This window comes from Streptomyces sp. NBC_01255 (genome assembly GCF_036226445.1).
Classification (GTDB): Bacteria; Actinomycetota; Actinomycetes; order Streptomycetales; family Streptomycetaceae; genus Streptomyces.
Genome location: NZ_CP108474.1, coordinates 7,166,293 through 7,188,672, shown reverse-complemented (window position 1 = coordinate 7,188,672; position 22,380 = coordinate 7,166,293). Strand labels below are relative to the sequence as shown.

23 protein-coding genes are annotated in these 22,380 nt (G+C 71.0%); 1 reads left to right on the top strand and 22 read right to left on the bottom strand.

Annotation, left to right across the window (positions count from 1 at the left end):
* Positions 1-64: 64 nt before the first annotated feature.
* The 11 genes from rpoZ to pyrR form a co-directional block, all read right to left on the bottom strand.
* Positions 65-337 carry a DNA-directed RNA polymerase subunit omega gene (gene rpoZ / locus OG357_RS32610; RefSeq protein ID WP_017242218.1) on the bottom strand — a complete coding sequence of 91 codons (273 nt, stop codon included), beginning with the start codon at positions 335-337 and terminating at the stop codon, positions 65-67.
* A gap of 64 nt (positions 338-401) precedes the next feature.
* The gene (gmk, locus tag OG357_RS32605) at positions 402-989 is read right to left on the bottom strand and encodes a guanylate kinase (RefSeq protein ID WP_317593769.1); all 588 of its coding nucleotides are present in this window, start codon (positions 987-989) and stop codon (positions 402-404) included.
* A gap of 49 nt (positions 990-1,038) precedes the next feature.
* Positions 1,039-1,362, bottom strand: coding sequence for an integration host factor (locus OG357_RS32600; protein ID WP_030008746.1), 324 nt, complete (start codon positions 1,360-1,362; stop codon positions 1,039-1,041).
* A gap of 353 nt (positions 1,363-1,715) precedes the next feature.
* Positions 1,716-2,552 carry an orotidine-5'-phosphate decarboxylase gene (pyrF, locus tag OG357_RS32595; RefSeq protein WP_329624530.1) on the bottom strand — a complete coding sequence of 279 codons (837 nt, stop codon included), beginning with the start codon at positions 2,550-2,552 and terminating at the stop codon, positions 1,716-1,718.
* On the bottom strand, positions 2,549-3,658 hold the full coding sequence (locus OG357_RS32590; RefSeq protein ID WP_329624529.1) for a quinone-dependent dihydroorotate dehydrogenase: 1,110 nt from the start codon (positions 3,656-3,658) through the stop codon (positions 2,549-2,551). Before OG357_RS32590 ends, pyrF begins: the two co-directional genes overlap by 4 nt.
* Before the next feature lie 75 nt (positions 3,659-3,733).
* The gene (carB, locus tag OG357_RS32585) at positions 3,734-7,042 is read right to left on the bottom strand and encodes a carbamoyl-phosphate synthase large subunit (RefSeq protein ID WP_329624528.1); all 3,309 of its coding nucleotides are present in this window, start codon (positions 7,040-7,042) and stop codon (positions 3,734-3,736) included.
* Positions 7,035-8,183: a glutamine-hydrolyzing carbamoyl-phosphate synthase small subunit gene (carA, locus tag OG357_RS32580; protein WP_329624527.1), complete on the bottom strand. Its 1,149-nt coding sequence runs from the start codon at positions 8,181-8,183 to the stop codon at positions 7,035-7,037. Before carA ends, carB begins: the two co-directional genes overlap by 8 nt.
* Positions 8,180-8,755: a PH-like domain-containing protein gene (locus OG357_RS32575; protein ID WP_329624526.1), complete on the bottom strand. Its 576-nt coding sequence runs from the start codon at positions 8,753-8,755 to the stop codon at positions 8,180-8,182. The genes carA and OG357_RS32575 overlap by 4 nt, the downstream gene beginning before the upstream one ends.
* Positions 8,752-10,038, bottom strand: a complete 1,287-nt coding sequence (locus tag OG357_RS32570) for a dihydroorotase (RefSeq protein WP_329624525.1) — start codon at positions 10,036-10,038, stop codon at positions 8,752-8,754. Before OG357_RS32570 ends, OG357_RS32575 begins: the two co-directional genes overlap by 4 nt.
* A gap of 2 nt (positions 10,039-10,040) precedes the next feature.
* Complete coding sequence (locus OG357_RS32565) at positions 10,041-11,030, bottom strand: aspartate carbamoyltransferase catalytic subunit (RefSeq protein WP_329624524.1); 990 nt, start codon at positions 11,028-11,030, stop codon at positions 10,041-10,043.
* A gap of 84 nt (positions 11,031-11,114) precedes the next feature.
* Positions 11,115-11,678, bottom strand: coding sequence for a bifunctional pyr operon transcriptional regulator/uracil phosphoribosyltransferase PyrR (gene pyrR / locus OG357_RS32560; RefSeq protein ID WP_329624523.1), 564 nt, complete (start codon positions 11,676-11,678; stop codon positions 11,115-11,117).
* 245 nt (positions 11,679-11,923) lie between these two features.
* Here pyrR and bldD point away from each other — a divergent pair, with 245 nt between their 5' ends.
* Positions 11,924-12,424, top strand: coding sequence for a transcriptional regulator BldD (gene bldD / locus OG357_RS32555; protein ID WP_015032294.1), 501 nt, complete (start codon positions 11,924-11,926; stop codon positions 12,422-12,424).
* A gap of 212 nt (positions 12,425-12,636) precedes the next feature.
* Here the strand turns inward: bldD and nusB are convergent, their stop codons facing one another.
* From nusB to mltG, 11 genes are all read right to left on the bottom strand, one after another.
* Positions 12,637-13,074, bottom strand: coding sequence for a transcription antitermination factor NusB (gene nusB / locus OG357_RS32550; protein WP_329624522.1), 438 nt, complete (start codon positions 13,072-13,074; stop codon positions 12,637-12,639).
* A 2-nt stretch (positions 13,075-13,076) separates the two neighbouring features.
* Complete coding sequence (gene efp / locus OG357_RS32545) at positions 13,077-13,643, bottom strand: elongation factor P (RefSeq protein ID WP_329624521.1); 567 nt, start codon at positions 13,641-13,643, stop codon at positions 13,077-13,079.
* A gap of 49 nt (positions 13,644-13,692) precedes the next feature.
* The gene (locus OG357_RS32540) at positions 13,693-14,805 is read right to left on the bottom strand and encodes an aminopeptidase P family protein (protein ID WP_329624520.1); all 1,113 of its coding nucleotides are present in this window, start codon (positions 14,803-14,805) and stop codon (positions 13,693-13,695) included.
* A 77-nt stretch (positions 14,806-14,882) separates the two neighbouring features.
* The gene (locus OG357_RS32535; RefSeq protein WP_329624519.1) at positions 14,883-15,917 is read right to left on the bottom strand and encodes an AAA family ATPase; all 1,035 of its coding nucleotides are present in this window, start codon (positions 15,915-15,917) and stop codon (positions 14,883-14,885) included.
* Positions 15,918-16,053: 136 nt separating this feature from the next.
* On the bottom strand, positions 16,054-16,500 hold the full coding sequence (aroQ, locus tag OG357_RS32530; protein WP_317593782.1) for a type II 3-dehydroquinate dehydratase: 447 nt from the start codon (positions 16,498-16,500) through the stop codon (positions 16,054-16,056).
* Entirely contained in the window at positions 16,497-17,594 is a 1,098-nt protein-coding gene (aroB, locus tag OG357_RS32525) for a 3-dehydroquinate synthase (RefSeq protein WP_329624518.1), read from the bottom strand. Before aroB ends, aroQ begins: the two co-directional genes overlap by 4 nt.
* The gene (locus tag OG357_RS32520) at positions 17,591-18,112 is read right to left on the bottom strand and encodes a shikimate kinase (RefSeq protein ID WP_329624517.1); all 522 of its coding nucleotides are present in this window, start codon (positions 18,110-18,112) and stop codon (positions 17,591-17,593) included. The genes aroB and OG357_RS32520 overlap by 4 nt, the downstream gene beginning before the upstream one ends.
* Positions 18,109-19,293 (bottom strand): chorismate synthase, encoded by a 1,185-nt coding sequence (gene aroC, locus OG357_RS32515; protein ID WP_329624516.1) that lies wholly within the window; start codon positions 19,291-19,293, stop codon positions 18,109-18,111. Before aroC ends, OG357_RS32520 begins: the two co-directional genes overlap by 4 nt.
* Positions 19,294-19,407: 114 nt before the next feature.
* The gene (locus OG357_RS32510; protein WP_329624515.1) at positions 19,408-19,692 is read right to left on the bottom strand and encodes a hypothetical protein; all 285 of its coding nucleotides are present in this window, start codon (positions 19,690-19,692) and stop codon (positions 19,408-19,410) included.
* A 49-nt stretch (positions 19,693-19,741) separates the two neighbouring features.
* Positions 19,742-20,569, bottom strand: coding sequence for a shikimate dehydrogenase (locus OG357_RS32505; protein WP_329624514.1), 828 nt, complete (start codon positions 20,567-20,569; stop codon positions 19,742-19,744).
* Positions 20,566-22,356 carry an endolytic transglycosylase MltG gene (gene mltG / locus OG357_RS32500; protein ID WP_329624513.1) on the bottom strand — a complete coding sequence of 597 codons (1,791 nt, stop codon included), beginning with the start codon at positions 22,354-22,356 and terminating at the stop codon, positions 20,566-20,568. Before mltG ends, OG357_RS32505 begins: the two co-directional genes overlap by 4 nt.
* Positions 22,357-22,380 lie beyond the last annotated feature (24 nt).

Below are 22,380 nucleotides of genomic sequence, written 5' to 3'. Positions count from 1 at the left end.
CTCCATGAGACACCAAAGGCCCGGCGGTTGTTCCGCCGGGCCTTCGGTGACGAACGTTACGTGCTTACTGCGCCGGGCCCTCGATGGCCTCGGACGTCAGCAGACCCGCGTTGATCTCCCGCAGGGCGATCGAGAGCGGCTTCTCGTGGACGTGGGTGTCGACGAGCGGACCCACGTACTCCAGCAGGCCCTCGCCGAGCTGGGAGTAGTACGCGTTGATCTGACGCGCGCGCTTGGCCGCGTAGATCACGAGGCTGTACTTCGAGTCGGTTGCCTCGAGCAGCTCGTCGATCGGCGGGTTGATAATGCCCTCGGGCGCAGTCATCGAAGAGGACACGCTCTACCTTCCGAAGATGGAAAAAAGATCAGACAGACACTGTGGGGTCTGGGGGCCTGTGGCGTCAGCCACTGATGTCCGGGTCCCCAGAAGACAGCAGCATCAACGTTAGCAGCTCGCGGGCGACGTCCTCGACTGAGGTGTTGACGAGCGTGGTGTCGAACTCCGATTCGGCGGCCAGCTCGACCTTCGCGGCCGCCAGCCGGCGCTCGATGACCTCGGGCGACTCGGTGCCGCGGCCAGTGAGCCGGCGGACCAGCTCCTCCCAGCTCGGCGGGGCCAGGAAGACCAGCTGGGACTCGGGCATCGAGTCCTTGACCTGACGGGCGCCCTGGAGGTCGATCTCGAGGAGTACGGGCTCTCCCGAGTCGAGGCGGTCGAGGACCGCGCCACGCGGGGTGCCGTAGCGGTTGCCCGCGAACTCGGCCCATTCGAGGAGTTCACCGTTGGCGATCAGCTTGTCGAACTCGTCGTCCGTGACGAAGAAATAGTGGACGCCGTGCTTCTCGCCGGGGCGGGGCTTTCGTGTCGTGGCCGACACCGAGAGCCAGACCTCGGGGTGGACCTTGCGCATATGAGCGACGACCGTGCTCTTGCCGACCCCTGAGGGGCCGGAGAGCACGGTCAGCCGCGGACGTACCTCTGCTGCCATGCAGCGATTATTCCAGCTTTACCGGTGTGCCCGGGACGCGTGTCCCGGATCAGGCGCCGGTGCTGCCGAACTCGCGCTCCAGGGAGGCGATCTGGTTGGAGCCGAGACCACGGACTCGGCGGCTCTCGGAGATGCCGAGGCGCTCCATGATCTGCTTGGCGCGGACCTTGCCCACGCCGGGCAGGGACTCGAGCAGAGCGGAGACCTTCATCTTGCCGATGACGTCGTTCTCCTGCCCGGTCTTGATGACCTCCTGGAGGGAGGCGCCGGAGTGCTTGAGTCGATTCTTGACCTCGGCCCGCTCCCGGCGAGCCGCGGCGGCCTTTTCGAGCGCGGCTGCGCGCTGTTCAGGGGTAAGGGGCGGAAGAGCCACGCCTACGTCACCTCGGATGTCGATCTGTCGGATACGGACCGGTGAGGAACCCAGCGCCCCACACCAGTGGAGCAACGTTCAACGGCGTGGCCGTTGAACGCCTGCTCTGCCCCGGAGACTAGCGGCCGAGGCCGCTCCAGTCAGCGAGAACAGCGGAAAAGTCCTGGTCAGCATCGACCGACCAGGACTTTTCCGGCATAACGACCCGGTTTTGAGCCAAGTTTTCGTCAAGTAGTGAGACGGCCGGCGAGACGGTTCCTCTCGCCGGACCGATTCACGGCCGATTCACGGCCGATCCCGCGGGCCGATCCGCTCCGACCTGCGGATTGACCGCGAGCCCGGCGGAAACGCGCTCACGCGCCGACGGCCGCGCGGATCTCGTCCGCGTACCGGGCCGCCGAGGCCCGCAGGGCGGACACGTCCGGACCGTGACGGAGAACACCCCGACTGACGTTCGGGACGACGTTGCGGACGGCCGCGCCGAAGACGGCGGGGAGGTCGGCCGGGGTCGCGCCCTGGGCGCCGATGCCGGGCGCGAGAAGCGGGCCGTTGATGTCCAGGTCGAACGAGGACAGGTCGCCGAGCGTGGCACCGACGACCGCGCCGAAGGAGCCCATGGGGGTCTCCCCCGCGTTCTCCTCGGCGAGGTGCGCCAGCATGGTCGCGCCGATGGTGCGCCCGTCCGCGCGGACGGCCCGCTGGACCTCCGCACCCTCCGGGTTCGAGGTGAGCGCCAGCACGAAGAGACCGGCACCGGACTCCCGGGCCAGGTCGACGGCCGGCTTCAGGGAGCCGTAGCCGAGGTACGGGGAGACCGTCAGCGCGTCGGAGAAGAGCGGGGAGTCCTTGCGGAGGAACGCCTCCGCGTACGCGGCCATCGTGGAGCCGATGTCGCCGCGCTTGGCGTCCATGACGACCAGGCCGCCCTCGGCGCGCACGTCGGCGACGGCGCGCTCCAGGACGGCGATGCCGCGCGAGCCGAAGCGCTCGAAGAAGGCGGCCTGCGGCTTGAAGACGGCGACGGTGCCGGCGAGCGCCTCGACGACCGTGAAGGTGAAGCGCTCCAGGCCGGCGATGTCGTCGGTCAGGCCCCAGGAGTCGAGCAGGGCGGCGTGCGGGTCGATGCCGACGCAGAGCGGGCCGCGCTCGTCCATGGCGGAGCGCAGGCGGGTGCCGAAGGAGAGGGTCACTTGGCGGCCTTTCGGGAGTCGGCGCCGACGGCTTCGGCGAGGGTGGCGTACGGAGAGGCGGAGAGGCGCGCGGCGAGGCCCTTGTGGATCGCGCGGGCGTAGAACGGGCCCTCGTAGATGAAGGCGCTGTAGCCCTGGATCAGGGTCGCTCCGGCGAGGATGCGCTGCCAGGCGTCCTCGGCGTTCTCGATGCCGCCGACGCCCACCAGGACGATCCGGTCCCCCACGCGCGCGTGGAGGCGGCGCAGGACGGCCAGGGAGCGCTCCTTGACGGGCGCGCCGGACAGACCGCCGGTCTCCTTGACCAGCGCCGGGTCGGACGTCAGGCCGAGGCCCTCGCGGGCGATGGTGGTGTTGGTGGCGATGATGCCGTCGAGGCCGAGCTCCAGGGCCAGGTCGGCGACGGCGTCGACGTCCTCGTCGGCGAGGTCGGGGGCGATCTTGACGAGGAGGGGGACCCGGCGGTCGGTGACCGCGTTGTCCGCCGCTTCCCGTACGGCCGTGAGCAGCGGGCGCAGCGACTCGGTGGCCTGGAGGTTGCGCAGCCCGGGGGTGTTCGGCGAGGAGACGTTCACGACCAGGTAGTCGGCGTGCGCGGCGAGGCGCTCGGTGGACTTCACGTAGTCGGCGGCGGCCTCGGACTCCGGGACGACCTTGGTCTTGCCGATGTTGACGCCCACGACGGTCCTGAAGACCGGCACGCGCGCGTGGAGGCGGTCGGCGACGGCGGCGGAGCCCTCGTTGTTGAAGCCCATGCGGTTGATCAGGGCGCGGTCCGGGACCAGCCGGAAGAGGCGCTTCTTGGGGTTGCCGGGCTGGGCCTCGCCGGTGACGGTGCCGATCTCGACGTGGTCGAAGCCGAGCATCGCCATGCCGTCGATGGCGACGGCGTTCTTGTCGAAGCCGGCGGCGAGACCGAAGGGGCCGTGCATGCGGAGGCCGAGGGCCTCGGTGCGCAGCTCCTTGTACCGGGGCGCCAGGACGGCGGCGACGAAGGTCCGGAGGACGGGGACGCGGGCGGCGAGGCGGATCCAGCGGAAGGCCAGGTAGTGGGCCTCCTCGGGGTCCATGCGCTTGAAGACCAGGTGGAAGAAGAACTTGTACATGCGGGAGATCCAGGTGTGCTCATGAAGAGGGGGACACCGCGGTGTTTCCGGTGTCCCCCTGCTTCGTACGGGCTGCTAGTCGCGGGCCGCGGTCAGATGCTCCGCGTGTTCCTGGAGCGAGCGGACGCCGACGTCGCCGTGGTTGAGCGCGTCGATGCCCTGGACGGCCGCGGCGAGCGCCTGGACCGTGGTGAGGCACGGGACGCCGCGCGCCACCGCGGCCGTACGGATCTCGTAGCCGTCGAGGCGGCCGCCGGTGCCGTACGGGGTGTTGACGATCAGGTCGACCTGGCCGTCGTGGATCAGCTGGACGACGGTCTTCTCGCCGTTCGGGCCCTCGCCCTCGCTGAGCTTGCGCACGATCGTGGCATTGATGCCGTTGCGCTTGAGGACCTCGGCGGTGCCGGAGGTGGCGAGCAGTTCGAAGCCGTGGGCGACGAGCTCGCGCGCCGGGAAGATCATCGAGCGCTTGTCGCGGTTGGCGACGGAGATGAACGCGCGGCCCTTGGTGGGCAGCGGGCCGTAGGCGCCGGCCTGCGACTTGGCGTACGCCGTGCCGAAGACCGCGTCGATTCCCATGACCTCGCCGGTGGAGCGCATCTCCGGGCCGAGGACGGTGTCGACGCCGCGGCCGTGGATGTCGCGGAAGCGCGACCACGGCATGACGGCCTCCTTGACGGAGATCGGCGCGTCGATCGGCAGGGTGCCGCCGTCGCCGTTCTTCGGCAGCAGGCCCTCTTCGCGCAGCTCGGCGATGGTGGCGCCCAGCGAGATGCGGGCGGCGGCCTTCGCGAGCGGGACGGCGGTCGCCTTCGAGGTGAAGGGGACGGTCCGGGAGGCGCGGGGGTTGGCCTCCAGGACGTAGAGGATGTCGCCGGCCATGGCGAACTGGATGTTGATCAGGCCGCGGACGCCGACGCCCTTGGCGATCGCCTCGGTGGAGATGCGCAGGCGCTTGATGTCGAAGCCGCCGAGGGTGATCGGGGGCAGGGCGCAGGCCGAGTCGCCGGAGTGGATGCCGGCTTCCTCGATGTGCTCCATGACGCCGCCGAGGTAGAGCTCGTGGCCGTCGTAGAGGGCGTCGACGTCGATCTCGATGGCGTCGTCGAGGAAGCGGTCGACCAGGACCGGCCGGGTGGGGCTGATCTCGGTGGACTCGGCGATGTACGACTCGAGGCGGGTCTCGTCGTACACGATCTCCATGCCACGGCCGCCGAGCACGTACGACGGGCGTACGAGGACGGGGTAGCCGATCTCGTCGGCGATGGCCTTGGCGCCGGCGAAGGTGGTCGCGGTGCCGTGCTTCGGGGCGGGGAGGCCGGCCTCGGCGAGGACCTGGCCGAAGGCTCCGCGGTCCTCGGCGGCGTGGATGGCCTCCGGCGGGGTACCGACGACCGGCACGCCGTTGTCCTTGAGCGCCTGCGACAGGCCCAGCGGGGTCTGGCCGCCGAGCTGGACGACGACACCGGCGACGGGGCCTGCGAGGGTCTCGGCGTGGACGATCTCCAGCACGTCCTCGAGCGTCAGCGGCTCGAAGTACAGGCGGTCGGAGGTGTCGTAGTCCGTCGAGACGGTCTCCGGGTTGCAGTTGACCATCACGGTCTCGTAGCCGGCGTCGCTGAGTGCGAAGGAGGCGTGGACGCAGGAGTAGTCGAACTCGATGCCCTGGCCGATGCGGTTCGGGCCGGAGCCCAGGATGATCACGGCGGGCTTGGTGCGCGGCGCGACCTCGTTCTCCTCGTCGTACGACGAGTAGAAGTACGGGGTCTTGGCGGCGAACTCGGCGGCGCAGGTGTCGACCGTCTTGTAGACCGGGCGGACGCCGAGGGCGTGCCGGACCTCGCGGACGACGTCCTCGCGCAGGCCGCGGATCTCGGCGATCTGGGCGTCGGAGAAGCCGTGGCGCTTGGCCTCGGCGAGGATCTCGGGGTCGAGCTTCTCGGCGGCGGTCAGCTCGTCGGCGATCTCCTTGATCAGGAAGAGCTGGTCGACGAACCACGGGTCGATCTTCGTGGCGTCGAAGACCTCCTGCGGGGTGGCGCCGGCGCGGATGGCCTGCATCACGGTGTTGATGCGGCCGTCGGTCGGGCGGACCGACGCGCTCAGGAGCTCGTCCTTGTCGCCGGGCTCGCCGACGAAGGTGAACTGCGAGCCCTTCTTCTCCAGGGAGCGCAGCGCCTTCTGGAGCGCCTCGGTGAAGTTACGGCCGATCGCCATGGCCTCGCCGACCGACTTCATGGTCGTGGTCAGCGTGGAGTCGGCGGAGGGGAACTTCTCGAAGGCGAAGCGCGGGGCCTTGACGACGACGTAGTCGAGCGAGGGCTCGAAGGACGCCGGGGTCTTCTCCGTGATGTCGTTCGGGATCTCGTCCAGCGTGTAGCCGACGGCGAGACGGGCCGCGATCTTGGCGATCGGGAAGCCGGTCGCCTTGGAGGCGAGCGCCGAGGAGCGGGAGACGCGGGGGTTCATCTCGATGACGATGATCCGGCCGTCGACCGGGTCGATCGCGAACTGGATGTTGCAGCCGCCGGTGTCGACGCCGACCTCGCGGATGATCGCGATGCCGATGTCGCGCAGCCGCTGGTACTCGCGGTCGGTGAGCGTCATCGCCGGGGCGACGGTGATCGAGTCACCGGTGTGGACGCCCATCGGGTCGAAGTTCTCAATGGAGCAGACCACCACGACGTTGTCGTTCTTGTCGCGCATCAGCTCCAGCTCGTACTCCTTCCAGCCGAGGATGGACTCCTCCAGGAGCACCTCGGTGGTCGGGGAGAGCGTGAGGCCCTGGCCGGCGATGCGGCGCAGCTCGCCCTCGTCGTGCGCGAAGCCGGAGCCGGCGCCGCCCATGGTGAAGGAGGGGCGGACGACGACGGGGTAGCCGCCGAGGGTGTCGACGCCCTTGATGACGTCGTCCATGGTGTGGCAGATGACCGAGCGGGCGGACTCGCCGTAGCCGATCTTGGCCTTGACGGCCTCGACGACGCCCTTGAAGAGGTCGCGGTCCTCGCCCTTGTTGATGGCCTCGACGTTGGCGCCGATGAGCTCGACGCCGTACTTCTCCAGGACGCCCTGCTCGTGCATGGAGATCGCGGTGTTGAGCGCGGTCTGGCCGCCGAGGGTGGGCAGGAGGGCGTCGGGGCGCTCCTTGGCGATGATCTTCTCGACGAACTCGGGGGTGATCGGCTCGACGTACGTGGCGTCGGCGATCTCCGGGTCGGTCATGATCGTGGCCGGGTTGGAGTTGACCAGGATGACCCGCAGGCCCTCGGCCTTGAGGATGCGGCAGGCCTGGGTGCCGGAGTAGTCGAACTCGGCGGCCTGTCCGATGACGATCGGGCCGGAGCCGATGACCAGGACGGACTGGATATCGGTGCGCTTAGGCACGCTCGGCCTCCATCAGCGATACGAAACGGTCGAAGAGGTACGCGGCGTCGTGCGGGCCCGCGGCCGCCTCGGGGTGGTACTGGACGGAGAAGGCCGGCTGGTCGAGCAGCCGGAGACCTTCGACGACCTGGTCGTTCAGGCAGACATGGGAGACCTCGGCGCGCCCGTAGGGGGTGTCGGAGACCTTGTCGAGGGGCGCGTCGACGGCGAAGCCGTGGTTGTGCGCGGTGACCTCGACCTTGCCCGTGGTGCGGTCCTGGACCGGCTGGTTGATGCCGCGGTGGCCGTACTTCAGCTTGTAGGTGCCGAAGCCGAGGGCGCGACCGAGGATCTGGTTGCCGAAGCAGATGCCGAAGAGCGGGGTCTTGCGCTCCAGGACGGCGCGCATGACGGCGACGGGGCCGTCGGCGGTGGCCGGGTCGCCCGGGCCGTTGGAGAAGAAGACGCCGTCCGGGTTCACCGCGTAGATGTCCTCGGCGGTGGCGGTGGCGGGCAGCACGTGGACCTCGATGCCGCGCTCGGCCATCCGGTGCGGGGTCATGCCCTTGATGCCGAGGTCGACAGCGGCGACGGTGAACTTCCTCGTACCGATCGCGGGGACGACGTACGTCTCCTTGGTGGCGACCTCTGCGGAGAGGTTCGCGCCCTTCATCTGGGGCTGCTGCTGAACCTTCGCGAGGAGGGCCTCGTCGCGGATGCCGGTCCAGGCGTCGCCGGAGAAGATGCCGACGCGCATGGCGCCGCGCTCGCGCAGGTGGCGGGTGAGGGCGCGGGTGTCGATGCCGGAGATGCCGACGACGCCCTGGCGCTCCAGCTCCTCGTCCAGCGAGCGCCGGGCGCGCCAGTTGGAGGAGACGCGGGCGGGGTCGCGGACGACGTAGCCGGAGACCCAGATGCGGCCGGACTCGGGGTCTTCGTCGTTGACGCCGGTGTTGCCGACGTGCGGGGCGGTCATGACGACCACCTGGCGGTGGTACGACGGGTCGGTGAGGGTCTCCTGGTAGCCGGTCATGCCGGTGGAGAACACGGCCTCGCCGAAGGTCTCCCCCACGGCCCCGTAGGCGCGGCCGCGGAAGATGCGGCCGTCCTCCAGGACGAGTACGGCGGGAGTCTTGGCGGCTCCCCTTGTGGAGGTCGTCATCGTGCGATGCCTTCCGTCGTGGTGTTGTTCATGGAGTTGAGGGCCTCGACCCAGGCGGTGTGCTCGGCCGCCCGGTCGGAGCGGAAGCCGGAGTCGAGCAGCTTCTCGCCGTGGGCCCAGGTGACGATCAGCAGGCCGCCCTCGGCGAGGACCTTGCCGGCGATGCCCTTGTCGAGGCGGGCCTCGCGCAGGGCGTCCGTCGGGATGAAGAAGTCGTTCGCCCCGGGGCGTACGACCGTGATTCCGGCGTCGGTGAGCGTGAGCTCGACGCGGCTGCGGGTGCCGAGGCCGTGGGCGACGATCCGGTCGAGCCACTGCCCGGCCGTCGTGGACCCGTGGTAGCGCCCGCTGAGAGTCAGTTTCGCCGCTCCGGGAGCCTCCGGCGCGGTGGGGAGTTCGGGCAGGTCCGACTGGAGGCTGCCGCGCCACTTCCAGCCCTGGCGCATCAGCCAGTAGACGAGGACGACGAAGAGCAGCAGTCCGGCGACCCAGCCGATCCGGCCGGCCCAGTCGGTCACTTCCGCCGACTTCTGATCCGCTGCCTCTGCGGCGATTGCGATGAGTGGTGTCACGCCAGCTTCCCGTCCACGACCGTTGCCCGGCCCCGCAGGATGGTGTGGGTGACGCGTCCCGGCAGCTCACGGCCCTCGTAGGGGGTGTTGCGGCTGCGGGAGGCGAAGTCCGCGGGGTCCACGACACCACGGTAAGCCGGATCGACCAGCGTCAGGTTCGCGGGCTCACCAGCCGAGACGGGGCGTCCGTGGCCCTTGGCCTGTCCGATGCGGGCCGGGGCGAAGGACATGCGGTCGGCGACGCCGGCCCAGTCGAGGAGGCCGGTCTCGACCATCGTCTGCTGGACGACGGAGAGGGCGGTCTCCAGGCCGACCATGCCCATGGCGGCGGCGGCCCACTCGCAGTCCTTGTCCTCGTGCGGGTGCGGGGCGTGGTCGGTGGCGACGATGTCGATCGTGCCGTCGGCCAGCGCCTCGCGCAGCGCGAGGACGTCCTTCTCGGTGCGCAGCGGCGGGTTGACCTTGTAGACGGGGTTGTACGAGCGGACCAGCTCGTCCGTGAGGAGGAGGTGGTGCGGGGTGACCTCGGCGGTGACGTCGATGCCGCGGGCCTTGGCCCAGCGGACGATCTCGACGGAGCCGGCGGTGGAGAGGTGGCAGATGTGGACGCGGGAGCCGACGTGCTCGGCGAGGAGGACGTCGCGCGCGATGATCGACTCCTCGGCGACGGCCGGCCAGCCGCCGAGGCCGAGCTCGGCGGAGACGATGCCCTCGTTCATCTGGGCGCCCTCGGTGAGGCGGGGCTCCTGGGCGTGCTGGGCGACGACGCCGCCGAAGGCCTTCACGTACTCCAGGGCCCGGCGCATGATCACGGCGTCGTCGACGCACTTGCCGTCGTCGGAGAAGACGGTGACGCCGGCGGCGGAGTCGTGCATGGCGCCGAGCTCGGCGAGCTTCTTGCCCTCCAGGCCGACGGTGACGGCGCCGATGGGCTGGACGTCGCAGTAGCCGGACTCCTTGCCGAGCCGGTAGACCTGCTCGACGACACCGGCGGTGTCGGCGACCGGGTGGGTGTTGGCCATGGCGAAGACGGCGGTGTAGCCGCCGGAGGCGGCGGCGCGGGTGCCGGTGAGGACGGTCTCGGAGTCCTCGCGGCCGGGCTCGCGCAGGTGGGTGTGGAGGTCGACCAGGCCGGGCAGCAGGATCTGCCCCTCGGCCTCGATGACCGTCGCGCCCTCGGCCGACAGGCCCGTACCGACCGCTGCGATGGTCTCGCCGTCGATCAGGACGTCCTGGGCCTCGCCGCCGAGCACCTGCGCACCACGGATAAGGATCTTGCTCATGATTACTTGCTCTCCTCGGTGCGGGTGGTGCTGGGGGCGGTGGCGGCGGAGTCGTTGCCGCCGAGCAGCAGGTAGAGGACGGCCATCCGGATCGAGACGCCGTTGGCGACCTGCTCGATCACCGTGCAGCGGTCGGAGTCGGCGACCTCGGCGGTGATCTCCATGCCGCGGACCATGGGTCCGGGGTGCATGACGATGGCGTGCTCGGGCATCTTCGCCATCCGGTCGCCGTCGAGCCCGTACCGGCGCGAGTACTCGCGCTCGGTGGGGAAGAAGGCGGCGTTCATCCGCTCTCGCTGCACACGCAGCATCATCACCGCGTCGGACTTCGGCAGCACCCGGTCGAGGTCGTACGAGATCTCGCAGGGCCAGGTCTCGACGCCGACGGGGACGAGGGTCGGCGGGGCCACCAGGGTGACCTCGGCGCCGAGGGTGTGCAGCAGGTCGACGTTGGAGCGGGCGACCCGGCTGTGCAGGACGTCGCCGACGATCGTGATGCGCCGGCCGGCCAGGTCCTTGCCGAGGCCCGCGTCACGGCCGACCAGCCGGCGGCGCATGGTGAAGGCGTCCAGGAGGGCCTGGGTGGGGTGCTGGTGGGTGCCGTCGCCGGCGTTGACGACGGGGGCGTCGATCCAGCCGGAGGTGGCGAGGCGGTACGGGGCGCCGGAGGCGCCGTGCCGGATGACGACCGCGTCGACGCCCATGGCCTCAAGGGTCTGCGCGGTGTCCTTGAGGGACTCGCCCTTCGAGACGCTGGAGCCCTTGGCCGCGAAGTTGATCACGTCGGCGGAGAGGCGCTTCTCGGCGGCCTCGAAGGAGATCCGGGTCCGGGTGGAGTCCTCGAAGAACAGGTTGCAGATGGTCCGGCCGCGCAGGGCCGGCAGCTTCTTGATGGGCCGGTCGGCCACCCGGGCCATCTCCTCGGCGGTGTCGAGGATCAGGACGGCGTCGTCGCGGGTGAGGTCGGCGGCCGAGATGAGGTGACGCATCATCGGGGTTTCTCTCCGTGGTGGGGAGGTGCGAGGGCATGCGGGGGCGCAGGGGTGTGCCCCTGCCCCGCGGGGAAGCCGGTCCGGCTAGGCGGAGGTCTTGGAACCGAGCAGGACGGTGTCGCGACCGTCTTCCTCGGCGAGCTGGACCTTGACCGTCTCCCGCAGCGACGTGGGGAGGTTCTTGCCGACGTAGTCGGCGCGGATCGGAAGTTCGCGGTGGCCGCGGTCGACGAGGACCGCGAGCTGGACGGCGCGCGGGCGGCCGATGTCGCCGAGGGCGTCGAGGGCGGCGCGGATGGTGCGGCCGGAGAAGAGCACGTCGTCGACGAGGACGACGAGGCGGCCGTCGATGCCGTCGCCGGGGATGTCGGTGCGGCCGAGGGCGCGGGCCGGCTTCAGCCGCAGGTCGTCCCGGTACATCGTGATGTCGAGGGAACCGACCGGGATCTTGGTGCCGGTGATCGATTCGAGCTTCTCGGCCAGCCGGCGGGCGAGGAAGACACCGCGGGTGGGGATACCGAGGAGAACCACGTCGTCCGCGCCCTTGGCGCGCTCGACGATCTCGTGGGCGATGCGGGTCAGAACCCGCGCGATGTCCGGGGCCTCGAGCACGGGCCGGGCGTCATCGCTGTACTGCTGAGCGTCCATGGGTAACGGACCTCCTTCTCCGCCTCACGGGACGGCTCTTAAAGGACGTCGGATTTGCGCGACTCACACTACCAGGGGCGAGCGGTCGCGCCTCCGACGCCCCCGCCGTCACCCCGGGCGACGTCCCCCGGGAGGGGGCGGTACGGACCTTTCGGCTTGACGGGCAAGCGTAACGCTGCGTAACCTCACAGTGAGTTACCAGCCGCGCGGCGCAGCCGCATGTCGTCACAGCGTCCGGGAGCGTTATGTCCAGCGAATACGCAAAGCAGCTCGGGGCCAAACTCCGTGCCATCCGCACCCAGCAGGGTCTTTCCCTCCACGGGGTGGAGGAGAAGTCCCAGGGCCGCTGGAAGGCCGTGGTCGTCGGGTCGTACGAGCGTGGTGACCGCGCGGTGACCGTGCAGCGTCTCGCCGAGCTGGCCGACTTCTACGGGGTGCCGGTGCAGGAGCTCCTGCCGGGCACGACCCCGGGCGGGGCCGCCGAGCCGCCGCCGAAGCTGGTCCTGGACCTGGAGCGCCTCGCGCACGTCCCCCAGGAGAAGGCCGGCCCCCTCCAGCGCTACGCGGCGACGATCCAGTCGCAGCGCGGCGACTACAACGGCAAGGTGCTGTCGATCCGCCAGGACGACCTGCGCACCCTGGCCGTCATCTACGACCAGTCCCCCTCGGTCCTCACCGAGCAGCTGATCAGCTGGGGCGTCCTCGACGCGGACGCGCGCCGCGCGGTCGCCCACGAGGAGAACTGACCCTTCCGCTGCCCTTCCGAGGCACCAGCAGAAACGTACCGCCGGGCCCGTGGACGTCATCCGACGTCCACGGGCTCGGTGCTTTCTCCGGCCTGTACGGGCCGCTCAGGGCCTCCGGAGCCCTCCGGTGCCCCGGAGTGCCCGGACACGCCGAAGGGGCCCGCAGCGTGAGCGCTGCGGGCCCCTTCGGCGGCCGGTGACGGGCTGCGGACTCAGACGTCCGCGTCCCGGCGGAGGCGCGGCTTCAAGTCCTTGAAGCGCGCCAGCAGGCCGTTGACGAAGTTCGGGGACTCGTCGGTGGAGAACTCCTTGGCGAGCTGGACCGCTTCGTCGATCGCGACCGCGTCCGGCGTCCCGTCCTCCCAGATCAGCTCGTACGCACCGAGGCGCACGATGTTCCGGTCGGCGACCGGCATCCGGTCGAGGTCCCAGTCCACCGCGTAGGTGGCGATGAGCTCGTCGATGCGGTGGATGTGCGCCGCGTACCCCTCGACCAGCTGCATGGTGAAGTCGGTGACCGGCGGCTGACGGTCGTCCGACCGCGCGAGCCGGACCTGGTCCGCGAGGACCTCCTGGACGGAGGCGTCGCGCTGGTCGGCCTCGAAGAGGATCTGGAAGGCGCGCTTGCGGGCCTTGCTCCGAGCGGCCACGGTTAGTCGTTCACCCGGCCGAGGTAGTCGCTGGTGCGGGTGTCGACCTTGACCTTCTCACCGGTGGTGATGAAGAGCGGGACCTGGATCTCGTGACCGGTCACCAGCTTGGCGGGCTTGGTGCCACCGGTGGAGCGGTCGCCCTGGACGCCCGGGTCGGTGTGCTCGATCGTCAGCACGACGGCGGCGGGGAGCTCGACGTAGAGCACCGAGCCCTCGTGCTGCGCGACCGAGGCGGTGAAGCCCTCGATGAGGAAGTTCGCGGCGTCGCCCACCGACTTGCGGTCGACGTGCAGCTGGTCGTAGGTCTCCATGTCCATGAAGACGAAGTAGTCGCCGTCCATGTAGGAGAACTGCATGTCGCGGCGGTCGATGGTGGCCGTCTCGACCTTCACACCGGCGTTGAAGGTCTTGTCGACGACCTTGCCGGACAGCACGTTCTTGAGCTTGGTGCGCACGAAGGCCGGGCCCTTGCCGGGCTTGACGTGCTGGAACTCGACGACGGCCCAGAGCTGGCCGCCTTCGAGCTTGAGCACCATGCCGTTCTTGAGGTCGTTCGTGGAAGCCACGGTTGCGGAATCTCCTGGACTGACGTAGGACCGTGGAGGCGTACGCGCCTTACAGCGCGAGCAGCTCCTTGGTCGTGATGGTGAGTAGCTCGGGTCCGCCGTCCGCCTCCTGGCGTACGACGAGCGTGTCATCGATCCGGACCCCGCCCCGGCCCGGGAGGTGGACCCCCGGTTCGACGGTGACCGGCACACAAGCGTCCAGTTTACCCATGGCCGAGGGTGAGAGCTGCGGGTCCTCGTCGATTTCGAGCCCCACCCCGTGCCCGGTGAGCGGCACGGCGGCCTCCCCGTGGCCTCCGGCGTCCAGGATCTGGCGGGCCGCCCGGTCCACGTCGCGGTACTCGGCGCCCGGTGCGAGGGACTCGCGTCCGGCCCGCTGAGCGGCGAAGACGAGCTCGTACAGCTCGATCTGCCAGTCGGCGGGCGTCGTGCCGATGACGAAGGTGCGACCGATCTCGCACCGGTAGCCGCGGTAGTCGGCGCCGAGGCAGACGGAGAGGAAATCACCCTCCTCGACCCGGCGGTCGGTGGGCCGGTGCCTTCGGCGCCCGGAGTGCGGGCCGGTCGCCACCGACGTCGCGAAGGCCGCTCCGTCAGCGCCGTGGTCGACGAGCCGCCGCTCCAGTTCCAGGGCGAGATGGCGCTCGGTCCGCCCCACCAGGATCGACTCCAGAAGCTCGCCGAGGGCCTGGTCGGCGATCTCGGCGGCGATCCGCAGGCAGGCGATCTCGTCCTCGTCCTTGACGATCCTGAGCTGTTCCACGGCGCAGGCGAGGTCGGCGAGGTGGAGCCCGGGCGCGACGGAGCCCATCGCGCGGTGCCGGGCCACGGTCAGGTCGTGTTCCTCGACGGCGAGCGCGTCGGCGCCCGCCCGGCGGGCGAGGTCGACGGCGGCGACCGCCGGATCGCCCCCGCCGGCGGGCAGGACCTGTTGCCGGAGCAGCTCGTCGAGCCGCCCGTCGGCCGGCTCGCCGCCGGGCGCGACGGGGCAGAGCAGGACGTCCGCGGCCGGCTCGGGGCCGATGAGCAGGACGGCTCCCGCGGGCGAACCGCCCGCGAGATAGCGGACGTTGGCGGGGCGGGAGACCAGGGCCGCCGGGCTGCCCGCGGCCGCGCACCGATCGCGCAGCCGTACACGGCGGTCCGCATACACCTCTGACATGCTCCGAGCCTACGAGGAGCTCGGCACGGTGGCCTGTTCTGCGCGGCCGACCGTGCGGGGACCGGGTCCCCGTCGGGTCACCAGGAGGGCGGGCTCGCTATCGCGCGGGCGAGGACGTCGTCGAGGACGCGCGCGGTGGTCTCGACGTCGTACGTGGAGTTGTCGATGATCGGCAGGCCGGAGCCGTACCAGCCGGCCATCCGGCCGTGGATGGCGGCGACCTCCTCGTCCGAGAGGCGTCGGTTGCCGCTGCGCTCGGCGTTGCGCTCCAGGACGATCTCCAGGCCCGGCAGGAGCACGACGGGCAGCAGGCCGGGGCCGACGTGCCGCTTCCAGCCGCCGAGGCCGACGACGGGCCGGTCGGGGAAGACCGCGTCGTCGACGATGCAGGAGATGCCGTTGGCGAGGAAGTTGCGGGCGGCGAAGCCGCAGGTGCGGCGGGCGAGCCGGTACTGCGCCTCGGAGTGCTCGTTCCAGCCGGACTGCGGGTCGGCGAAGCCGGAGCAGACCCACTCGCGTACGTCGTCGAGGCTGATGTGCGCGGTGGGCACCCGGCGCCGCTGGGCCCAGTGGCGGGCGACGGTCGTCTTGCCCGCGCCCGCGGGGCCGATGAGCAGGACGGCGAGGGTCGCGCCGCCGGTCCCCCCGCCGTGCTCCACGGGCGGTGCGACGGGCGCGCCCACGGGAGGCAGTGGGACGTGGCCGGTGAGGTCCGCCCGGAGCGGCGCCTGGGCCGAGTGCTGCGGGGCCGCCGGGTGCTGAGGGGCCGCCGAGTGCTGCGGTACGGCTCCGGGGGCGCCCCAGCCCGGTCCGCCGGGGCCCGGGGCGGGCGGCGCGGAGTGCGGGAGCGGAGCGGGGTGCGGGGGCCGGGGGGCGCCCGCCTGAAGGGTGGGGTGCACGCCGAGCCGGGATCCGGCGGACTGAACGGGGTACGGGGCGGTCTGCGGGGGCGCGGGCGGAACGGGCGGGTGCACGCCCTGCGCGCCGCCCCCCTGCCCGGAGGCGGGTCCCGCGACGGGCCCTGGCGCGGCGCCTGCCACGGGTCCGGTGCCGGGCGCCTGGCCCGGCGACTGCTCGGGCGGTGGCAGCGGGCCCCCCACTGCGTGCTGCATCCGGTGCCACTCCGTCTCGTACGACTGAATGATGTATCAGGGACGCCGGAACGTTACCGCCCCTGCCCCCCACACGGGGAACGGCCGGGGGCGGCGCGTAGTGCCCTGCCCGCCCCCGGCCGTGTCCACTCCCGTGTCAGCCGGCCAGTTCCTCGGCCAGCGCCCGCAGGGCCAGCCGGTAGGAGCCGATCCCGAAGCCGGCCACCGTCCCGGTCGCCACGGCCGCGACGACCGAGGTGTGCCGGAACTCCTCGCGGGTGTACGGGTTCGAGATGTGCACCTCGATCAGCGGGGCCGTCCGCTGCGCGGCCGCGTCCCGCATCCCGTACGAGTAGTGCGTGAACGCCCCCGGATTGAGCACCACCGGGACCGAGCCGTCCGCCGCCTCGTGGAGCCAGCGGATCATCTCGCCCTCGTCGTTGGTCTCCCGGACCTCGACGTCGAAGCCGAGCTCCGCGCCGAGGGCCCGGCAGGACTCGACGAGCCCCTTGTACGAGGTGGCGCCGTAGATGTCGGGCTCGCGGGAACCGAGCCGCCCGAGATTCGGGCCGTTCAGCACCAGTACGGGTCGGGGGTCGGTCACACCGCCACCTCGCCGTACGCCGCGAACAGCACGGCCGGGTCGGGCCCTTCCAGGACGGCCGGCTTGCCGAGCCCGTCGAGGACGATGAAGCGCAGCAGGTCGCCGCGGGACTTCTTGTCCACCTTCATCGTCTCCAGGAGCTTGGGCCACTGGTCGCCGCGGTACGTGAGCGGCAGGCCGACGGACTCCAGGACCGCGCGGTGCCGGTCGGCGGTGGCGTCGTCGAGCCGCCCCGCGAGCCGGCCGAGCTCGGCGGCGAACACCATGCCGACGGAGACGGCGGCGCCGTGCCGCCACTTGTACCGCTCGTTCTTCTCGATGGCGTGGGCCAGCGTGTGGCCGTAGTTGAGGATCTCGCGGCGGCCGGACTCCTTGAGGTCACCGGAGACGACGTCGGCCTTGACCCGGATCGACCGCACGATCAGCTCGGCGGTGCGCGGGCCGGCGGGCGTACGGGCCGCCTCCGGGTCCTCCTCGACGAGGTCCAGGATCACGGGGTCGGCGATGAAACCGGCCTTGATGATCTCGGCGAGCCCGCTGACGTAGTCGTTCACCGGCAGCGAGTCGAGCGCGGCGAGGTCGCAGATGACCCCCGCCGGCGGGTGGAAGGCGCCGACGAGGTTCTTGCCCTCGGCGGTGTTGATGCCCGTCTTGCCGCCGACGGCCGCGTCGACCATGGCCAGGACCGTGGTCGGTACGGCGATCCAGCGCACGCCCCGCAGCCAGGTCGCGGCCACGAAGCCCGCCAGGTCGGTGGTCGCACCGCCGCCGACGCCGACGATGACGTCGGTCCGGGTGAAGCCGGTCTGGCCCAGCGCCTTCCAGCAGTAGGCGGCGACCTCGGCGGTCTTCGCCTCCTCCGCGTTCGGCACCTGGATGGCGACGGCCTCGAAGCCCTGGTCGGCGAGGTCCGCGCGGAGCGCCTCGCCGGTGCCGGCGAGCGCCTCCGGGTGGATCACGGCGACGCGCTTGGCCCGGGAGCCGATCAGGGCGGGGAGCTCGCCGAGCAGCTGCCGGCCGACCAGCACCTCGTACGGCTCCGTGCCCGCGCTGCCCGCGACCTGGATACGGGTCACTTCCTGGTCCGTCGTCATGCGTCCTTCTTCAGATCCAGTGCCGAGAGGACCGCGTCCGCGACCTCTTCGGGGGTGCGGTCGTCGGTGGTCACGACCACCTGTGCGACTTCGGTGTAGAGATGGCGGCGCGCCTCCATCAGCTCGCGCCACTGGCGGCGCGGGTTGACGGCGAGCAGCGGCCGCGCGGTGTTGAGGCCGACGCGGCGGACCGCCTCCTCGACGTCCATCGAGAGGTACGCGACGGGCAGCCCGGCGAGCAGGGCGCGGGTGTCGGCGTCGAGGATCGCGCCGCCGCCGAGGGCGAGGACGCCCTCGTGCGCGGCGACGGCCGCGCGGACGGCGGCCCGCTCCAGGGCGCGGAAGTGCTCCTCGCCGTCCTCGACGAAGATGTCGGAGATCTCCCGGCCCTCGGCGGCGACGATGTCGGCGTCGGTGTCCCGGTAGGGCGCGCCGAGCCGTTCGGCCAGGAGCGCGCCCACCGTGGACTTGCCGGAGCCCATGGGTCCGACGAGGACGACCAGCGGTCCGGCGGTCACCGGATGTGCAGGTTGTCGAGGTACGACTGCACGTTGCGACGGGTCTCCGGGACGCTGTCGCCGCCGAACTTCTCGACGACGGCGTCCGCGAGGACGAGCGCGACCATGGCCTCGGCGACGATGCCGGCGGCGGGGACGGCACACACGTCGGAGCGCTGGTGGTGGGCGGCCGTGGCCTCGCCGGTGACGACGTCGATCGTGGCGAGGGCGCGCGGGACGGTCGCGATCGGCTTCATCGCGGCGCGGACGCGCAGCAGCTCACCGGTGGTCAGACCGCCCTCGGTGCCGCCGGAACGGCCGGAGGTGCGCTTGATGCCGTCCTCGGTGCGGACGATCTCGTCGTGGGCCTTCGAGCCGGGCACGCGGGCGAGCTCGAAGCCGTCGCCGACCTCGACACCCTTGATGGCCTGGATGCCCATGAGGGCGGCGGCGAGCCGGGCGTCGAGGCGCCGGTCCCAGTGGACGTGCGAGCCGAGGCCGACGGGCACGCTGTAGGCGAGGACCTCGACGACTCCACCGAGGGTGTCGCCGTCCTTGTGGGCCTGGTCGATCTCGGCGACCATCGCCTTCGACGCGTCGGCGTCGAGGCAGCGGACCGGGTCGGCGTCGAGCCGCTCGACGTCGGCGGGGGTCGGGTAGACGCCGTACGGCGCCTTGGCGGCGGCCAGTTCGACGACGTGCGAGACGATCTCGATGCCCGCGGTCTCCTTGATGAAGGAGCGGGCGATGGCCCCGAGGGCGACACGGGCGGCGGTCTCCCGGGCGCTGGCGCGCTCCAGGATCGGGCGGGCCTCGTCGAAGCCGTACTTCTGCATGCCGGCGAGGTCGGCGTGGCCGGGCCGGGGCCGGGTCAGGGGCGCGTTGCGGCCCGTCTCCTTCAGCTCGGCCGGGTCGACCGGGTCGGCCGACATGACCTTCTCCCACTTGGGCCACTCGGTGTTGCCGACCATGACGGCGATCGGGGAACCGAGGGAGAGCCCGTGGCGGACTCCGCCGAGGAAGGTGATCTCGTCCTGCTCGAACTTCATCCGGGCGCCGCGCCCATAGCCGAGTCGCCGCCGCGCGAGGTGGTCCGCCACCAGCTCGGTGGTGACGGGGACGCCGGCGGGAAGACCCTCCAGCGTCGCGACCAGCGCGGGTCCGTGGGATTCCCCAGCGGTCAGCCAACGCAACCTGCTCAACGATGCTCCTCATGCTCGCGCCTGGGCACTGCGACGGCGCGGCCGGGTGCGCGGCCCGGGCCCGCCGTATCCGATCCTCCCACGTCCGGGCGGGTCGCCCGGTCCCCGGTCCAGCTATCGGACGCGGGTCTCAACTTCCTGGGTGGTCTCCACGACCTCGGGAGCGGTCTCCGAAGGGGTCTCCGGAGGGGTCTCCGGTGCGGGTTGCTCGGCCTCCGAGGAGGAGGCGGAACGACTCCGCAGCCAGGAGACGAAGCCGTACACCAAGGTCGCGCCGAACAGCGCGAGCACGGTGCACCGCGCCCAGAGGGGCAGCGAGCTGAAGAACCCCACCCACAAGAAGCGCAGCACGTCGAAGCCCATGTCCCACTTGGACGCCAGTACCAGTTCCTCGCCCATATCCCCCGTACTCCCCCCCTGTACGCCGATCGATCCGGCGCAGACGAGCCTACCTGGCGGCCAGCGCCCGCTCTCCCGCCGCCCGCATCGCCGCGAGCGGGGCGGGCGTGCGGCCCGTCATCTGCTCGACCTGGAGGACGGCCTGGTGGACGAGGAGGTCGAGGCCGCCGACCACCTTGCCGCCGCGGTCGGACCAGGCCGCGGCGAGCGCGGTCGGCCAGGGGTCGTACAGGACGTCGAAGAGCGTGCCGACCGCGTCGGGGACGGCGGTGGCGAGGGCGTTCGTGGTGCCGGCCGGGGTGGTCGCGATGACCAGCGGCGCGGCGAAGGCCTCGGCCGCGCGCTCCCAGTCGGCGGTACGGACGTCCACGCCGAGCCGCTCGCCCCAGCCGCGCATCTCCTCGGCGCGCGCCTCGCTGCGGACGTACGCGGTGACGGGGCCCGCGCAGACCCGGGCGAGCGCGGCCAGCGCGGAGGAGGCGGTGGCGCCGGCGCCGAGGATCGCCGCCGACTCCACCTTCTCGACGCCCCGCTCGCGCAGGGCGGCGATCATGCCGGGGATGTCGGTGTTGTCGCCGACCCGGCGGCCGTCCTCCCGGAAGACGACCGTGTTGACGGCCTCCACGGACGCGGCCGTGTCGCTGATGTCGTCGAGCAGCGGGATGATCGCCCGCTTGAGCGGCATGGTCAGTGACAGACCGGCCCAGCTGTCGTCCAGCTCGCCGACGAAGCCGGGCAGTCCGGCCTCGTCGACCTCGAACCGGTCGTACGACCAGTCGTCGAGGCCCAGCTCGGCGTAAGCCGCCCGGTGCAGGACCGGGGAGAGCGAGTGGGCGATCGGCGAACCGAGGACGGCCGCGCGGTGCTGCTTGCTCACTGGCCCTGTTCCCGTTCTTTCTCGTACTCCGCGACGTTCTGGTTGTGCTCCTTGAGGGTCACGGAGAAGACGGTCTTGTTCTCGTTGATCGACACGAAGTAGTACCACGGCCCGTCGGCCGGGCTCATCGCCGAGTTCAGCGCCTCGACGCCGGGATTGCTGATGGGGCCGGGAATGAGGCCCTTCACGTCGAACGCGTATGTGTTGTACGGGTCCTTGATCTTGCGCATCTTCTCGACCGAGCCGACGTCGAGGGTGGTCGTGCCCCTGAGGTAGTTCACCGTCGAGTCGAACTCCAGGCGGCCCACGGTCTCCACGTTGTTCGGCTTGAGCCGGTTGTAGACGACCCGCGCGACCTTGTCGAAGTCGTGCTTGTACTTGCCTTCGACCTGCACGAGGCTCGCGACCGTCAGCAGCTCCCACGGCCCTTCCAAGCCGTGCTCCTTCGCCTTCGCGTCCAAGTCGAGCTTCGTGTACTCCGCGTTCGCGCGGGACACCATCTTGCGGAGCACCTCCTCGGGCTTGGCCGTCTTGGAGACCGGGTAGCTGGCCGGGAAGAGGAAGCCCTCCAGGGGGTCCTTGACGTCCTTGTGGTTCTTGGCCCAGTCGGGCAGCCCGAGGGAGTCCGCCTTCGCGCGGGCGATGCCCTTGGTGGTGCCTTCCTTGAGGTCGAGGCGCTTGTCGAGCTGGTCGTACACCCAGGTGTTGCGCTTGCCCTCGGGGATGACGAAGTTGGCCTGGCTCGCCGGGTTGAGCATGAGGGCGACCGCGCTCTCGGCCGACATCTCCTTCTTCAGCGTGTAGACGCCGGCCTGGATCGAGATGCCCTTGGGGTTCTTCTGCTGCGCGGAGATGAAGGCGTCGACGCTCTTGACGACGCCCGCCTTCTTCAGGATGTTGCCGATCTCGTTGCCGAGCGCGCCCTTCGGGATCTCGACCTGGACCTCGCCCGAGCCGCTGCCCGCGAAGTCCTCCGCCGCACCGAACTGGCCCTGCCAGAACTGGTAGCCGAAGTAGCCGATGCCGCCGACGCCGCCCGCCAGGACGAGTGCGACGACGAGGCAGGCCACGCCGTTCTTGCCCTTGCGTTTCTTCGACTTGCTCCGGCGTTCGCGGTCGCCGCCGCGGGAGCCGCGGCCCGGTGCCGACTCCTCGTCGTACTCGTCGTCGTCCGCGTCGTCGGCACCCGTGAAGAAGGGGTGCTGCTCCTCCTCCGGCTCCGGACGCGCTTCTTCCTCCGGCGCCCAGTCGATCACCGGCTCCGGCGGGTTCTGCCGGTGGCCGGGAGGCTGGGGCGGCGGGTACGCCTCGGGGGTGCCGTAGAAGTCGGGGTTCTGGCCGCCGTACGGATCGGCCGGGGGCGCGCCGTACGCCATCGCCGCCTGGCCCGACTCCCAGTTGCCGTCGTACTGCTGTCCGAGGTCCCCGGGCGTGTCGTAACCGCCCGGGTACCCCGTCCCGTACTGCTGCTGCTGATGTTGCTGCGGGTGCTGCTGGTACTGCTGCTGCATCTGCTGCTGGTACTGCGGATCCACGTAGCCCTGGGACTGCTGCGGGTCCTGGTACTGCTGCCCTTGGTACTGCTGCTGCTCCTGGTACGGGGGCTGCTGCTGGTACTGCTGCTGCTGATACGGGGTGTCCTCGTACCCCTGACCGCCGCCCTGGCCGTACTGGCTCGCCTGCTGCGGCTGCTGGTACTGCTGCTGACCTTCCCACCCCTGGTCCCCGTACAACGGGTCCGTGGGGTGCCACGGTTCGGAGCCGGGGCCCCGTCCATACTCAGTCATCGATCCCCAAACAGCCGCGAGGCT